This window comes from Methanobacterium lacus (assembly GCF_000191585.1).
GTDB lineage: Archaea > Methanobacteriota > Methanobacteria > Methanobacteriales > Methanobacteriaceae > Methanobacterium_B > Methanobacterium_B lacus.
This window is the reverse complement of sequence record NC_015216.1, coordinates 2,199,878-2,215,573: the sequence shown is the minus strand read 5'-3', so window position 1 is coordinate 2,215,573 and position 15,696 is coordinate 2,199,878. Positions and strand designations below refer to the sequence as shown.

The following is a 15,696-nucleotide window of genomic DNA, read 5'->3' as shown; positions in this document are numbered from 1 at the left end:
TAAAATCACTAAAAAATAAATAAATAGTGAATAAATTTTGGTTATTTTTTTTTTAATTCAACAAGAATGGAAGAACTAAAAATGGAATGATACCTGCTGCAAAGAACAGTATAATTCCAATTATGGTGTAAACATTCTTTTTGTCCATAACTCCTGCACAAATGAGGATAACACTTATAACTGCCATTATTGGTGGAATTATGTGAGAAAATAATATTGCCGATGGATTTGCCATTTGGATCACTTCAGAAAACTTTTTGATGAATAAATTTTAAAACTTAGTTCTAAATAGATAAATTTTCAGTACTAATTTAAATTTTCATAATAGTATGGTGTTGGGGGATATATAATTTAGGTATTTTTTTTAAGTGGATTACTTCCAAGGCACAATTAACACCATGACAATTCTGAGGGGTTATCAAACTCCTTTCCATGGATGGGCTAAACTCAACAGGATAACTTATTTTAATAAACAAATTTGTAGCTTTCCAGAGAATTCCCGGATAATTGAAGATCAAAAATAAAATGTGGTGCAGATATAAGGAATTTGATTAAACATTAAAGATTGTACGTTTAATTTCCTTTTCTGATTCTGCTATCATGTCTATTCTGTCTACTTCGATGCCTGAGCTGTGCAGATATTCAGCAAGCTGAACAGGGGTTATGTTGTCATCGATATCAATTATAACAGCTTCAGATTCATGGCTCAGTTTGGATGCTCCGAAATTTCGGATGGCATGCTTGGCCTCCTCAATCTGGGATGTTTTAATCCTGAAAGAACGTGTTTTGCGGGTTATTTGGGAAATGTCTATGTTCATCCTTTGAAGAACAATAAGAACATGTTTCTGAAGAGCATCTTCAAGCACATTACAGTCAACCCTTTCCTTTTCCTGATTTATACGCACAGCCTGACAAATCTGGGCCACATCCCTGGCATGGGCAAATGTGGGGTTTAAACCTTCTCCACCATCATCACAGTCACAGTAAATATTTTTAAACTTCTCCAACACTTCATCATCGTAATCTTCACTTAGATAATCAAGGTTTATCTTGAAAACTTCGGCCACATCTGCGATGGGTGGATTTCTAAGGAAAACATGTAAAGGTGCCCTTCTCAAGTGAGCTTCATCCATGATGCTTATGTCTAGATTGGTTGAAAATGCAGGAATGAAATCACAGTGCACTGTCACAGGTATACCCCTCACGTAGATCACATCCTTCTTGTTTTCCATTGGAACGATGAGTCTGTTGAGTATCAAGTCATGATCATCCCTCTGTCTTCCAAGATCATCAATGAGAAGTATTCCTCCGTTGGCCTTAATTATGGGCGAAGTTTCATAAACACCCTTAGTAGCATTGTAATTAGTTTCAAGCTTGTTCAAATTAAGTTCTGAACCTGTTAACACGAATGGGGCATGTATTTTAACCCATCTAGGATCTTCAGGCTGTTCAGGGCATTTCTTATGGAAATCTGGATCGTAGATCTGGATGATCTTACCACCGAACTCCAAAAATTTTGGAATAATTACAGGAGGCAGTAGATCCGACATCTTAGCTGTTAAAAATGTTTTACCTGTTCCAGGAGGTCCGTAGATAAAAATACCCTTACCAATAATACAAGATTCGATAAGAGATTCCTTTGCATTTTCAACTCCAACAACATCGCTAAAAGTTGATTCAACAACCTCTTTTGGTATGTTAATTGGATATCTGCCCTTGAGTTGGGCTCCCATAATTTTATAGTAGTTCTCGTAACTCACAGGAGCGACACCAATGTAGGGATTTTCTTCACTAATGCCCTTGCTTTTTTCACGGCCTTTTTTAGAAATACTGTACTGCACACTGGAAAAAAGAAAACTTCCACTCACAGGAGCGCATAAACCTTCCTTCTCCAGTTTTCCAAGGCATTGTTCGAGAATGTCCCAATGTATACTGGTAATATCGTAGATAGTGCTGGTGTTAACAGTACCAAAGCTTGTTAAAATCTTCAAAATTAAATCTTTAATAAAGGATTCAGATAGTTGAATGTCTTCAATAGTTTTCGGCTGCTTCAGACCTTCAAATATTTGCTCCATCTTAGAATCATGATAATAATTCATTCCACCACCCCAAATAATAACATTGAATATATCCAATATCCATTTCATGCTATTATAAGATTTGTGGTTTGATTTTTTATCAGAGTATTTTTCTAATCTCTCCAATGTCAGATACTATATCAAGATCGATTTCACGTTCTTTAATTGTTTTTCTTTCTTGTTCTGTTAGTCCGGGGGTTAAATATATGGCAGACATGCCAGCGTCTATAGCTCCCAGGATATCGTCTCGGAAGTTGTTGCCTATCATAACAGAATTTTCAGGATCACAACCCATCCTTTCCATTGCAAGCTGGTAAATTTTAACGTCTGGTTTTTCAACTCCAGCTTCTTCAGACGTGATCACGAAATCAAAGAAATGATGCAGACCCAGCCTAACCAGTTTTTCGTACTGTTTAATTGTCAGGCCGTTGGATATTACACCCAACTTGTAACCCTTTGATTTAAGGTCTATCAGTGTTGGCATGGTGTTTGGGAACAATCTTAAAAGAGCAAATTTAACGTTGTGGTAAGTTATCATACCAATAGCTATTAACAATGGTTTTTCTTCTCCAAACACTCTTTTTGTCAGCACATTCAAATGTTTATTGTAATTTGAACCCTTTTCTTTTATTATTTCTCTTAAAAGTTTGTAGGCATCTTCATGCGACATTGGTAGACCTGCATCTATCATGGCATTCAATGCCGCTCTTCTTGCGAGTTTAGCAAATTCCGAGGTGTTGTAAATTGTATCATCAATATCTAAAAAAACAGCTTTTATCATGGTTGCACCAACCTTTCTTTATCTGAACCATAAATCAATGGACAATTAAAAAAACTAAAAATAAAACAAAATTTAGTCATCAATATTTGTTTCAAATGTTTTGAGTAAAATAATTTTAACATCTTCTACCCTCATGACCTTAGTTTCTAGGAGAAATATGAATCAAGACTCACCTGTTTTTCTTTGTGAAGTATATCTTCCTTTGAGTAACCAAGGGCTTCAACAATTCTTGAAACAGCTGGAAGAACCTGATTTTCTATGTAGTAAGTTGGGTCGTAATCTGAAACATCAACATCTTCCAGGGGAATTGCACGTTTGCTTATGGGATCTTTACCCCTCACAATAACGTAGCGGATTATGGATCCCCTCGAAATTTTTCTTCCATTCGCAATGGCCCTCTTTGCAGCAAGTACATGGGGTGCCATCTGAACATAATCTTCAGGATTTTTAGTTATCTGTGTATGGATCACCAGATCTTCCAAGGGTATCTTTCCCTCTTTGATCTCTTCCACCACAGATTTAATGATTTTAGCAGCTTTCTTAGGATTAGCTTCCTCGAGAATAGCTCTTAAAACCTGTTCCTGAGTTTTTTTGGCAACAGGAGCCCAGTCACGTCTGACCAGTTCCAAGCCTTTCACAACAATATTTTTGTTTTCTATGAGTGCGTACCTCTTCTTGGTAACAAAGAATCCTCTCTCATAGAAACCTTCGTACTCGAGTTCCATTCCTTCGGGGAGGTTTTTATTCACATCCCCAAGGAACTCTTCGACTTTGTTTAAAATTTGTTCATTCAACAAGCACACCATTTATCATGCCGTCTTGACCAGGTCTTGAGGTTACTTTAACCCTTCCAAGATTGGTTTCTACTACGGCACCTTTGGTTATGATGTTCCTTCTTACAAAGTGAGTGTTTGCTGTGTTTTCAACAACTGTGCTTATTTCTGCGACCTGTACCTTGTTGGTTTTAGGGTCGACCACGTTGATGTTGGTGTCGTTGGATAATCTTGTTTTGGTGTTACCACCTTTGGTTCTTATCTTTTTAACCTTACGATCTCCAATTTTGGTTTCTGCAGGGTCCCTACCGAATTCCATATTTCTTTTGTTTCTGTTGGACTTTGATCTAGCCCCTGTTGGTTTTCTTAATGATTTTCCTTGCCAAATTGCCATAATTTCACCTCTAAGCTTGAATATAAATGTTTTTTTTTTAAATTTTTGAAAATTATCTGCATGAAGTCGTAACTACTTACTCACTAGTTTCATAGAGCATCAAATAATCTTTACTAAGAAAGTGTAGATTTGTAGATCACAATATATTAATCTTGTTGATATGGAATCAAATCAAACAAAACTCAAAACTTCATTCAAAATATTCAGTATGTTCCATCATTTATTAGTGAAGACTTAAAAATATATGGTATGAAATTGCTGGCACATCAAAACTGAAACCATTTTCAGGCAAATTTTTTAGGAAAATTGTGTGGCAAAAAACTGCCACCAAGTTGCCATGGTAACTAAATAATTTAACTCTCACAAACTACTTATTATGTTTACAAAATAGTAATTTTCTAACACCAAAAAAAAAATACAATTATTTAATATATTAACAGGCTGATTCTTATGGCTAAAAATACCGATAATAAAAATGAATGGAAAGAAATTAAGGATGCTGAAGATGTTGTATGGAAACCTGTAAGGATGGGGGATGAAATTTCAGGTAAGTACATACGCATGGAGGAAGATGTTGGCATGTACCACAGTAACAAGTACACCCTGGAAACTGAAGATGGAGAAGTGGATGTTTTCGGATCAACAGTGTTAGATAATAAATTTAAGGACGTTCCATTGGGATATGAGGTTAAAATAATTTATCAAGGTGAAAAACCTAGTGCCCCTCCTAAAAAACCATTTAAATCCTTTCAGGTCTTTTTAAGAGAACCCTAAACCATCAAATCTGGTTTGAGATTTGAAAGTTAGACCATGAACCATGGCACAGGGTCGGGTAGTTCATGTTTTTATATATTATCATGATCAATAAACAGAATTAACTAAGTTCTAAAATGGATACAAACTTGTAACGATTATGAACAGGTTTTTTTTAAGGGTTAAATTCCCATCTATCCATCTTTATGGAAAAATTTTGTAGTACAAAGAATTCAAAAAAAAGGAGAATGGTGAATCTTATGAAAATAGGTATGTCGCACGGAGCCGGCGGTGGGATCATGCAGGGTCTCATTTCAGAAATCATACTTGAAAATTTAAAGAATAAAAGTGTCAATGGCGGAGTAGGACTGGATGATCTCGATGATGGGGCCTCAATTCCAATGGATGACTATGAAATTGTTGTAAGCACAGACAGCCACACCGTAGATCCAATATTCTTCCCTGGAGGAGACATAGGGACCATATCTATCGCAGGAACAGTTAACGATGTTTCTGTTATGGGTGCCAAACCCCTTGCAATAACCAATGCAATGGTCATAAGTGAAGGCTTTTCAGGGGAGGACTTTGAAAAAATAATCAAATCAATGGATGCAGTCTGCAGAGAGGCTGGTGTTTCGATAATTACCGGGGATACTAAGGTAATGGAACATGATAAACTTGATAAAATAATCATAGCCACCACAGGAATAGGCATAGTTAAAAAGGGTGAAATTAAACGGGACTCTGGCCTTGAAATTGGTAACAAGATCATCTTAACAGGCAGTGTTGGTGACCATGGAATATCGTTGATGTCCTACAGGGAAGGGTTTGGATTTGAAACAGACCTGCAATCGGATGTTGCACCAGTGTGGGGTATGGTTGAAGCAGCACTCAAGGTTGGGGGAGTTACAGCAATGAAGGATCCAACCAGAGGCGGAATTGCCAACGCATTAAATGAACTGGCTTCAAAGTCGGGTGTTGGAATGCTCATCGACGAAGAAAAAATCCCGCTCAAAGCTGAAGTGGTTGCTGCATCTGAAATGCTGGGTCTAGATCCCTACGAAGTTGCCAACGAGGGTAAGGTCGTAATGGGAGTGGAAGCAGACAAGGCCGATGAAACATTAGAAGCCATAAGAAAGACTAAATATGGAAAAGACGCTCAAATTATAGGAGAAGTAACAGACAATGTTCATGTGGTTATTGAAACTCTTTTAGGCGGTAAAAGAATTTTAGAAGCCCCAATAGCAGATCCTGTACCAAGGGTTTGCTAAATCATATTTTTGTTGTTTTCAATCCTTCACCAACCTAAAATCAGAGTCTTTTAAAAAAATTTATTAAGGACGAATACAAATAAAATGAGTTAGAGTTATTCTAATTCATTACAAATTTTGTATAATACATTTTAACATGAAATAAACAAATATTTCGAGACGTGATAAACATGGGAAACTTTTGGGGTCGGCGACTTATAGCGTTGATAGTTGACATAATTATTTTAACACTTTTCATGTGGATTTTAAGTGGAATAGTTTTCTTGATAACAGCAGGTATTGGAGTATTTTCCACCCTCACATATTGGATATTCATAGGCGCAATCATAATACTGGTCTACTTCACCTACTTCGAAGGTAAAACAGGTAAGACATTTGGAAAAAGGTTGTTCAACCTGAAGGTTGTGGCTGAAGATGGAAATCTCACCTACAAAAAATCTTTAATCAGAAGTCTCTCGAAGATACTGTACTTACCATTAATACTGGATTTGATACTGGGATTCATATTTGTCAAATCAAACGACAGGTTCCTTGACAGGGTTTCAGGCACACAAGTAGTACCAGCTGACCAGGAATCCCAACAAAGAAATGATCTCTCACGAGCAGACTAAGAACCTAAAATCAACATTTTTTTACTATTTTTTCATTGATTTAAAAATAAAAAATATTTAGAGCTATCCGCATCTAGAATTAGCTCTCTGGATATTTAATAAGCTTAATAGACACTTGTTCAAATAAATTTTCCATCTTCAAGTTCCAAGAAGTCACCGTAAGCCCCAAGTTTTTTGTTGTTGGTGGTCAAGATAATGGTCAAATTCAAGGATTTATTCAGGTCCTGGAGAAGATTCATAATTTCAGCTGCTTCTGATCTGTGGAGATCTCCCGTTGGTTCGTCTGTGATGAGTACTGAGTGATTGTTAACCATGGCCCTGGCTATACTGACCCTTATCTCTTCTTCCTTTGACAGGTCATTTGGATATTTTTTAAAATCATTAAAACCAACTGTTTTCAACAGTTCTTGGGTCGGGGTGCTGTCAGAATTGTTCATTGGAAGGTTAACATTCTCAAAAGCACTGAGTGTTGGGATTAGATTTTCGTTTCTGAACACGAACCCTATCTCCCGCTGGATAATGGAGTTTTTGTCCTGTTGTGACATTTGGCTAGTGTCAGTTCCATTTACAAAGATTTGTCCCATGGTTATATTCTCTAGCAGCCCAACAATTCTTACGAATGTTGATTTACCAGAACCTGAGGGTCCGTAGATTATGCTCATTGATCCACGTTGGAATGTGTGGTTCAAATCAGCAAGGGAGTGTGTCACTTCATCACCATTCTTGTAGATCTTCCAGACATCAACGAGTCTGATGCTGGAGTTGTCGTTGTTCATGGGATCACCTCTTCAATGTTTCTGTAAGATGCAAACCATCCTGGAACAAGTCCAAGGATGGAGGCCAAGACAGTTGTCAACACGATGACACTCGGAATTAACCATAAAGGAATCAGAATTGAGATTGGAATTCCGATAAACATTGCAACTATTGATATTCCAAGAGATCCGAGTATAACTCCTCCTATGCCTCCGAAGAATCCTATTAAACCAGCTTCAAGGGACATGCTGATTAGCAACTCTTTCTCAGAGAAACCCATGGTTTTTAATATCCCAATTTCCCGATTTCTTTCGTTGAGATTGAAACCCATGGTATTCATTATATCTAAAATTCCCACTAAAAACACGATACTTGCCAACCCGTCCAGTATATATACTGCGTTGTTTATTAAAGTATCAATTTTACTTCCAATAACAGAAGTAGTACTGTTTACTCCTAAAATAGCGTTGAGCTGATTAGTGACTGTTGAAATAATTAAATCTGAATTGTTAACATTGTCGTTCATATGAAATGAGTTGGCCTGTTTTAAAAATGTGTTTAAACCAATACCAGAACTCAGCAAAACAAGGAGAATTAGAACACCAAAGCTTATTCTTACCACGGCAAAAAAATTCCTCATCTTGTTCCTTCGAAGATTTTTCATGGATAATCTGTAAATATTCATTTAACACACCTTTACAATTGACTGAACATCAATTTATTAACTTGATCAGTGTTTAAAATATTCTAATTTGATTTTAATTAACATTTATCAATATCAAAACTTTATTTATCACAATTTTTTCTGTAACTAATAGTTAATCCAATTTATCATGAACAATCATATAACGAACGAACGTTTGTTTTATACCAGATATAACTCGATCAATATCAAATTAACTAACGGTAATCCTCCATTTGGTTTACTTAACCAATATTTTATATGTTAGAAAAGCCATAATATAACCATGAATTCCGAACTCATTGAAAAATGGTTTATAAAAAAAGATCTGAGTGAATCTACCCAATCATTATATCGTTTAGGGCTAAAAAAATACTGTGAATTAATAGGAAAATCTCCTGATGAACTTTTAGAAGAAGCTGAAAGAGAAGAAGATGAAGGGCTTCGTTTAAGGAAACGAAAAATAGATTATTATTTACCTAAGTATAAAAAGCACTTAGAAGAAGCAGGGAACTCTCCACAAACAATTAAAGTCTATTTAAGTGCTGTAAAATCTTTTTATAAAACCAATCAAATTGAGATTCCGGAAGTGAGTAACAAAGTCACAGATATTTGTCTCGAAAAAAATGAGGGGAGACTGTTAACTAGGGATGACATACAAAAAATGATAGAAACATCACCTATAAGGGAAAAGACTATTATTTATTTGATGGCTCTCACAGGAATGTCACAAGCAGAAGTGAGAAACCTCACAATCCAAAAGTTTTTGAATACTGTAAATGAGTCCGTAGATAAGAAAATTGAAACAATAGATGATTTGTTTGAAAATGAAAAACTCTTAAATGATGTTGTTTTGATAATTGAAATTACAAGGCAGAAAGTCCATTATCGTTATCAAACGTTCATTCCTCCTGAAGTGACACGTAACATAGTTTTATATTTAAAAGACAGGGTTTATGGTAGAAATGATAATGTGAGGATAATAGACTGCAATAAAACATTGTTTGTGAGTAACAAAGGGGAAAAGTTAACAAAACAGGGTATTGCAAGTAATTTTAACAGAATAGGTAAGAAAGCGGGGTTTACTGCAAATGAAAAAGGAGCATATGGTTTTTGGCGCAGTCATGGTTTGAGAAAATATTTCATTTCCACTATCATCAACAATACTGGAGATCATATATTAGCTGACTATTTAGTAGGACACAAAATTAGCCCTATTAAAAGAGCTTATTGGAAAGCTGACCCAGAAAAGTTAAAAGAAAAGTACTTAGAAGTTCTGCCTTACTTGTCTATAGATGAAATAAAAGTTAAAGACTTTAAAACAAAGGAATATAAAGAACTGAAAGAAAAGAATAAGGCTCTTCAAGCCCAAGTAGATAAGATCAATAAAAACATGGAAGAAAACATGAAAACAATTAATCTGTGGAAAGAAGTTCTACCCAAAAAATTTCAAAATTTAAACAAAGATGATGGTAAAAATGGAAATGATACAGTTTTAGCAAAATACAAGATTGATTATCAAGATAAGAAGGAGTGATAAAAAATACATTACGTTAACTAATAGTTAACATTAATTCTACAATTTTTACACGCAACTAAGAACTATGCCCCCATATATGAGTCGTGAATAGTTTCCTTGCTTCCTTTCTGTTTTTAGGGAACCCTGACCGTGTCGTGCCTCCACGGTCTCCCTTATGATTTATTTTTACTTTTTTTTATTTTCTATCTTAGTTTCCACCCTTCCCCGACCACCTCCCCCTTGCTTTGTCTCGCTGTCGCTCGCCAAATAGATTTGTGGCTATGTATGTGCATGGCTCGCCTAATGAATTAAATTAAAAAAAAGATTAGGAGAGTGATTGTACATGGTTTTTAAGATACCCAAGGAGTTGAAAGGTAAGGAACTAACTGCATTTTTGGTTGAGCAGAGGGATTTGTTGGCTGATTCTATGGTTCAGGATCCGGAGCAGTTGGAGAAGTTTGTGCAGATGTGGGAAGGAAATTTAGGGCTGCATGAGTATAGCTTTAACAACATTATTCTTGCTTGGTTGCAGCATGGTCAGGTATCTATGCTTGCAGGGTTTCGTAAATGGCAGAGTTTAGGTCGAACTGTGATTAAAGGTGAGAAAGCTATCAAGATTCTTGCTCCTCTTACTCGGAAGATTAAGGATAAAGAGAGTGAGGAAGATGATTATGTTATCACAGGTTGGCGATATGTCAATGTTTTTGACGTGTCGCAGACTGAAGGTGAGGAGTTAGAATTTGGGCACTCTGATAAAGTAGTAGGAAACGTTTGTTTTGATGATTTGAAGAAGATTAGTCCATTACCTGTGATTGTTGAGTATGCAGGTACTTCGAATGGTAATGTTACAAAAGATAGGGTATTGGTTTCTCCTAAAGAGAATCAAGCTGCTATGGTTGCAACTTTAATTCACGAGATGGGACATTACAAACTTGGGCATCTTGAAAGTGATTTTGATAAAGAGACCAAAGAAGTAGAAGCAGAAACAGTTAGTTTCATTGTTACTTCTTATTTGGGCTTGAAAAATGAGAAATCGAAATATTATGTAGGCTCATGGAATGGATCCGGTGAAAAGCTGCGAGGTCGCGGTAAAAATATCATAGCAGTAGCAGAAGCTATTATCAAAGACATCAATTCTCTAAGCGGAGATGAATAAGATGAAAGTTGATTCTCAGAAGTGTGTCTTGTGTGATAATGCAGTAACATCTCCTGAAGAGGGTTGGAAGTTCACTAATTTTAACATATGCCATGATTGCATAGAACGCATCTTTAAAGATATGAGTTTTGTCAGAGGTGGAGATGATGAATAAAGATACAATTCCAGGGTATAGAAATTCTAAGGACTGGAATAAAGGATTTAAATTGTTTATGGACTACTTCAGAGATAGTCTCAAATTCATCAGGTGTGGAGGAGACGGATCTAAATATCACTCTGATGGGGAAACTCTTGAAGAAATGAATCAAAATTTTTCAAAAGTAGTAGATAAACTTGTAAACGGAGCTATGGCACTCCAATATATAAGTGATAAGGATTTCTACTACAAGAATGAAGATGTCGAGATTATCATTAAAATGAGTGATCAAAGCAATGATATTAACCTTAGTAAATTACTTGAAAAGGTATTTAACATTTTAAAATCAGAAGAGAAGCAGTTTGTACGCATAGTAAATGCTTTGGAAACTAAATAAATTTCTATTTTTTTTAATTAACTCCTTACAGTTTGTTTTATCATTGGAGATAGCTTGCTGTAAGGTTTGTATACTTTTTTTGTGAATTAAACTTAAAAAAGAGGTGCAAATATGATAGATCAGGTAGGGCAAATGGATGAAATCTTTGATAGAATAGATAGAGAAGCTGAAGAATTTCTTGAAATAGAAAGGCAGAAAGAAGAAAGAGTAAGATTAGAAAAAGAACGTATCTTAAATAGCATGAGTCCTGAAAAGAGACAGATCGTTGAATGTGTTGATAAGGCAATGAACAAACAAAACACTATGTTCTGCAAATTAAGCAACGAACAATTTGTAAAAGAACATTGCATTTACAAACTCTGCAAAGAACGAAACATCCAACATGAACGGCCATCCTCAAGGATGAACAATAACACAGAGGATAGTATAAACATAGTATATGGCTTTGCTTTTGAATTACTTGATGAAATAGAAGTTCAAAGTTGGAATGTGGAACTAATAATAACGGACCTATATAGATATGATCCAAAGAAATCTCAACCCGCTATTGAAAAGATTCGGAGAGTTCCTAACCATCGTGCTGTTAATCCACTACTAAAAGCTTTAAAAAAATCTAAAAAACATCACGAACTAATATACAGTGCTCTAAAGTTCTACATAAAAGAACAAGACATTGATTTAAATCTATACTCAGATAAAGATATAGTTGAATGGTCAGCCAAATATGCATTAATTAATCTGTGTCTACAGCCATATACAAAGAATCATAGAGTTTCTGAATTAGTAGAAGCAGTACCTGAGTTTGCAAAATTCATAGCGAAGGTAGGAAAGCAATTGAACTCAGCAGATCCTCAACTCCGAATAGTAGGAGTTAAACATATAGGCGCAGACAAAGAATTCTTAGAAATACTAAAGAGAATATCCTATGAAGATCCAGATGAAAAAGTTAGGGATGCAACTAGAGTTTCTCTTCGAAGAAATCACAAAATAAAAGTTCAATCTGTCCTTAACGATCCCTACACAGAATATTCACCAGATGAGGACACAAACACAGAATCATATAGCGAAATAAATCGAAGAGACTTTGAAGCTCAGATCGAAGAAAATGAAGAGTATATGGATGATATAATCGCAGGACTATATAGATAAATCTTTTAAATTTCTATTTTTAAACTTTTTTAAAATTAACATTTCAGAACTATTAATGAATTTTTATATGAATTAATAAGCAATATTTAAGAATAACTTCTTAAATAACTAAATAGGTTATACTTTAAAGAATTGGGGGGTTAGGAATATTTTTAGGACTAAAGAGTACTATATTAATAAAAGTAAGAACAATTTAATACAATTTGGACTAATTTTGATTAGTTTAATTATTATTTTTAGTTATGGTATGGGTAATGATGCAGCTGCTTCAAGCGATATGATATATGTTAGTGGATCTTCAGGAAATGATACTTGGGATGGTCAAAATGCAATATGGAATGGAACAAGTGGACCTAAATCAACAATAACCAATGCAATAGGCACTGTTACATCTGGGGGAACAGTATCCATTGATAAAGGAATTTACAATGAAACAAACATCAACATCAACTCAAATGTAAATATCGTAGGTAAAAATGAGAACACTATAATAAATGGTAATGATAATAAAGAAAACATTTTTATAATTTCATGGGGAACCAACGTAAATATTTACAATTTAACCGTAACACATGGACATATCTATACTGAAGGTAATTTAAATATTACTCATAGTATTATTACAAATAGTACGGGTGGTATTAGTAATTCCGGTAGATTGAATATAGTAAATAGCTGTTTCATTAATAATACGTCCGATTATTATGGTGGTGCAATTTATAATCAGGGAATATTGAATATTATTAATAGTACTTTTACAAATAATAGTATTATTGGTGATGATAGTACTGCTGGTGGAGCAATTTATAGCGTAGGTAAACTGAATGTTACTGGAAGTATTTTCACCAACAACTCTGTAAGTTACTCTAATGGTTATAATAATGGCGGAGCAATTTATGCAATTTCCAATACTTTAATCAAAGATTGCACATTCATAAATAACTCTGCAATAAATGGCGGTGCAATATATGTTTCTAATACCTTCACAGGTAATGGTTACGCATATGGAATTTTGAATCTGACTAATAGCTCTTTCATAAGTAATAGTGCCAATAATGGTGCTGCTATATACAATTCAGGTATTTCAAATGTAAAATGTTGCAATTTCATAAGTAACAAGGCAATTTTTGGGAGCTGTTTATATAATCAAAAAGGAGAAACAATCTATGAATCATATGCTTATTATACAGCAAATGGTATCACTGCTAACATAAATTTCAATAGAATCATGGGCAACGCTCCAGGAAACATAATTTATAATAATGGGAGTACAATAGATGCTTCACTTAATTGGTGGGGGTCCAATGATTATCCATCAGAAAATATTTATGGTAATGTAGATATAGCTCCATGGCTGGTTATGACAGTCACTGTAACTGCAAATAACAAAAATAGTGATAATTCAACAATTAAGGCTGACTTATTATATGATTCAAGCAATAAATATCACAATCCATCAATAGATCATTTACCGGATGGAATACAAGTTAACTCCTCGACAACTTTAGGAAATATAAATCAAATACCATATACAGTTAATGGAAGTTCAATATCTAATTTAAATACAGGTTTAGAAGCAGGTTTAGCATACATTACAACAATAATTGATAATCAAACTTTACAAACGTTATATCATCCTACGGGAGGATTATATAATTCTACCAAAACAATTATTTTGAACATGGGTACTACTGGAATTATTTATTATACAAAGGATGGAACTATACCAACATTTAACAGTAACAGATATGTCAATCCATTAATAATATCCACCAATACAACTTTAAAATATTTCATAATCGATCCAACCGGTAATAATTCACCCATCTATACTGATATATATAAATTTGATTTTATATCACCAACAGCTAGTGCAAATTCAACAGGAGGATTATACAACTCTTCAAAAACTGTTAATTTAAAAATGAACGAACCCGGAAAAATTTATTATACTCTAGATGGAACAACACCAACAACTTTAAGCATGATATACAGTTTCCCGATAAATATACTAACTAAAACCACGGTAAAATTCTTTGCAGTAGATTTAGCAGACAATAAGTCACCAATTTATGTTGAAAATTATGTAATTATTCCAACATGCATAAATAATCTAAAATCAGGAGAATATAACACCACTAAATCCGTCACATTATTGATGAGCGAACCTGGAATAATTTATTATACTACAAATGGAACTACACCAAGCAGTTCCAGCTTAGAATATATTTCTCCCATAATAATAACAAGTAAAACAACATTGAAATACATTGCAATTGATTTAGCAGGTAATCAATCGCCCATTTATGCCGAAAATTACAATATTATTCCCGCATGCTTTTCTAATCCTACTGGAGGACAATATAATACAACAAAATTAGTATCATTAATAATAAGTGAACCGGGAATAATTTATTATACAACAAATGGAACTACACCAACTACCTTCAGCTCACAGTACGATTCTCCAATAATCATAAGCAATAATACTATCTTAAAATTCTTTGCACGAGATTTAGCAGGAAATCTATCACCAATTTACACAAAAATCTACACAATAGACACTATTCCTCCAACAGCAAAAATCAACATCAATGGAGGTTTATACAACACAACAAAAGTTATAAACCTTTCAATGAGTGAAAATGGAACAATTTACTACACCATTAATGGAACAACACCCACCACTAAAAGTACAAAATACACAGGACCTATCACAATAAGTTCTACAAAGACATTAAAATTCTTTGCAGTGGATCTAGCTGGTAACAAATTTCCAGTATACACTCAGACTTATACGATAGACAAAATAGCACCTAAAGTCGTCTCAACAACACCAACAAACCTAAAAACAGGTGTTAGCAGAACTTCTACTATAACAATTAAATTCAACGAAAACATCAAAAACAGTACATATTACAACAACATCAAAGTCAAAAATCTAACAACAGGCAAATACGTAACTATAACCGAATCTATCAGTGGAAACACACTCACCATCAAAACAACAACATCTAAAAGCAAAAATACAATGTATCAAGTAATTATACCAAAAGCAGCAATTAAAGACAACGCAAGAAATAACTTAGCAGCAAACTATACATTTAAATTCAAAACAGGAGCATAATTACTCCTTTTTTATTTTCTTTTTTCATATACATATCAGTGATCACCAGGAATCTCCTAAATACGTTCATGGGCTTATGAACCAAATGAATCTTATTTATCAACTTGCTATGA

General features: G+C 34.4%; 16 protein-coding genes. 9 read left to right on the top strand and 7 right to left on the bottom strand.

What is annotated here, in order from left to right; all coding sequences use genetic code 11:
* Nucleotides 1-52 precede the first annotated feature (52 nt).
* From METBO_RS10740 to METBO_RS10720, 5 genes are all read right to left on the bottom strand, one after another.
* A complete protein-coding gene (locus tag METBO_RS10740) occupies nucleotides 53-235 on the bottom strand; it encodes a hypothetical protein (protein ID WP_013645740.1) in 183 nt (60 codons plus the stop codon).
* 316 nt (nucleotides 236-551) lie between these two features.
* Nucleotides 552-2,099: an ATP-binding protein gene (locus tag METBO_RS10735; protein WP_048186457.1), complete on the bottom strand. Its 1,548-nt coding sequence runs from the start codon at nucleotides 2,097-2,099 to the stop codon at nucleotides 552-554.
* A gap of 79 nt (nucleotides 2,100-2,178) precedes the next feature.
* A complete protein-coding gene (locus METBO_RS10730) occupies nucleotides 2,179-2,859 on the bottom strand; it encodes a TIGR02253 family HAD-type hydrolase (protein ID WP_013645738.1) in 681 nt (226 codons plus the stop codon).
* A gap of 146 nt (nucleotides 2,860-3,005) precedes the next feature.
* On the bottom strand, nucleotides 3,006-3,665 hold the full coding sequence (locus METBO_RS10725; RefSeq protein ID WP_013645737.1) for a DNA polymerase domain-containing protein: 660 nt from the start codon (nucleotides 3,663-3,665) through the stop codon (nucleotides 3,006-3,008).
* The gene (locus METBO_RS10720) at nucleotides 3,646-4,026 is read right to left on the bottom strand and encodes a 30S ribosomal protein S8e (RefSeq protein ID WP_013645736.1); all 381 of its coding nucleotides are present in this window, start codon (nucleotides 4,024-4,026) and stop codon (nucleotides 3,646-3,648) included. Before METBO_RS10720 ends, METBO_RS10725 begins: the two co-directional genes overlap by 20 nt.
* A gap of 450 nt (nucleotides 4,027-4,476) precedes the next feature.
* Between METBO_RS10720 and METBO_RS10715 the strand changes: the two genes are divergently transcribed.
* The 3 genes from METBO_RS10715 (at nucleotide 4,477) to METBO_RS10705 (ending at nucleotide 6,661) form a co-directional block, all read left to right on the top strand.
* Nucleotides 4,477-4,800 (top strand): hypothetical protein, encoded by a 324-nt coding sequence (locus METBO_RS10715; RefSeq protein ID WP_013645735.1) that lies wholly within the window; start codon nucleotides 4,477-4,479, stop codon nucleotides 4,798-4,800.
* 239 nt (nucleotides 4,801-5,039) lie between these two features.
* On the top strand, nucleotides 5,040-6,050 hold the full coding sequence (gene hypE / locus METBO_RS10710) for a hydrogenase expression/formation protein HypE (protein ID WP_013645734.1): 1,011 nt from the start codon (nucleotides 5,040-5,042) through the stop codon (nucleotides 6,048-6,050).
* A 170-nt stretch (nucleotides 6,051-6,220) separates the two neighbouring features.
* Nucleotides 6,221-6,661 (top strand): RDD family protein, encoded by a 441-nt coding sequence (locus METBO_RS10705; protein ID WP_013645733.1) that lies wholly within the window; start codon nucleotides 6,221-6,223, stop codon nucleotides 6,659-6,661.
* A gap of 119 nt (nucleotides 6,662-6,780) precedes the next feature.
* Here the strand turns inward: METBO_RS10705 and METBO_RS10700 are convergent, their stop codons facing one another.
* Both METBO_RS10700 and METBO_RS10695 read right to left on the bottom strand, forming a co-directional pair.
* Nucleotides 6,781-7,437 carry an ABC transporter ATP-binding protein gene (locus tag METBO_RS10700; RefSeq protein ID WP_013645732.1) on the bottom strand — a complete coding sequence of 219 codons (657 nt, stop codon included), beginning with the start codon at nucleotides 7,435-7,437 and terminating at the stop codon, nucleotides 6,781-6,783.
* The gene (locus tag METBO_RS10695; protein WP_013645731.1) at nucleotides 7,434-8,102 is read right to left on the bottom strand and encodes an ABC transporter permease; all 669 of its coding nucleotides are present in this window, start codon (nucleotides 8,100-8,102) and stop codon (nucleotides 7,434-7,436) included. The genes METBO_RS10700 and METBO_RS10695 overlap by 4 nt, the downstream gene beginning before the upstream one ends.
* A 283-nt stretch (nucleotides 8,103-8,385) precedes the next feature.
* On the opposite strand from METBO_RS10695, the gene METBO_RS10690 reads away from it, so the two are divergent.
* The 6 genes from METBO_RS10690 to METBO_RS10670 all read left to right on the top strand — a co-directional run bounded on the left by METBO_RS10690 (nucleotide 8,386) and on the right by METBO_RS10670 (nucleotide 15,583).
* Nucleotides 8,386-9,636 (top strand): tyrosine-type recombinase/integrase, encoded by a 1,251-nt coding sequence (locus tag METBO_RS10690; protein WP_013645730.1) that lies wholly within the window; start codon nucleotides 8,386-8,388, stop codon nucleotides 9,634-9,636.
* Nucleotides 9,637-9,961: 325 nt separating this feature from the next.
* The gene (locus METBO_RS10685; RefSeq protein ID WP_013645729.1) at nucleotides 9,962-10,774 is read left to right on the top strand and encodes an ArdC-like ssDNA-binding domain-containing protein; all 813 of its coding nucleotides are present in this window, start codon (nucleotides 9,962-9,964) and stop codon (nucleotides 10,772-10,774) included.
* A 1-nt stretch (nucleotide 10,775) separates the two neighbouring features.
* Nucleotides 10,776-10,928: a hypothetical protein gene (locus tag METBO_RS13780; RefSeq protein WP_013645728.1), complete on the top strand. Its 153-nt coding sequence runs from the start codon at nucleotides 10,776-10,778 to the stop codon at nucleotides 10,926-10,928.
* Nucleotides 10,918-11,307 (top strand): hypothetical protein, encoded by a 390-nt coding sequence (locus METBO_RS10680; protein WP_013645727.1) that lies wholly within the window; start codon nucleotides 10,918-10,920, stop codon nucleotides 11,305-11,307. The genes METBO_RS13780 and METBO_RS10680 overlap by 11 nt, the downstream gene beginning before the upstream one ends.
* Before the next feature lie 111 nt (nucleotides 11,308-11,418).
* Nucleotides 11,419-12,456 carry a hypothetical protein gene (locus METBO_RS10675; RefSeq protein WP_013645726.1) on the top strand — a complete coding sequence of 346 codons (1,038 nt, stop codon included), beginning with the start codon at nucleotides 11,419-11,421 and terminating at the stop codon, nucleotides 12,454-12,456.
* 247 nt (nucleotides 12,457-12,703) lie between these two features.
* The gene (locus METBO_RS10670; RefSeq protein WP_048186455.1) at nucleotides 12,704-15,583 is read left to right on the top strand and encodes a chitobiase/beta-hexosaminidase C-terminal domain-containing protein; all 2,880 of its coding nucleotides are present in this window, start codon (nucleotides 12,704-12,706) and stop codon (nucleotides 15,581-15,583) included.
* Nucleotides 15,584-15,696: the final 113 nt, after the last annotated feature.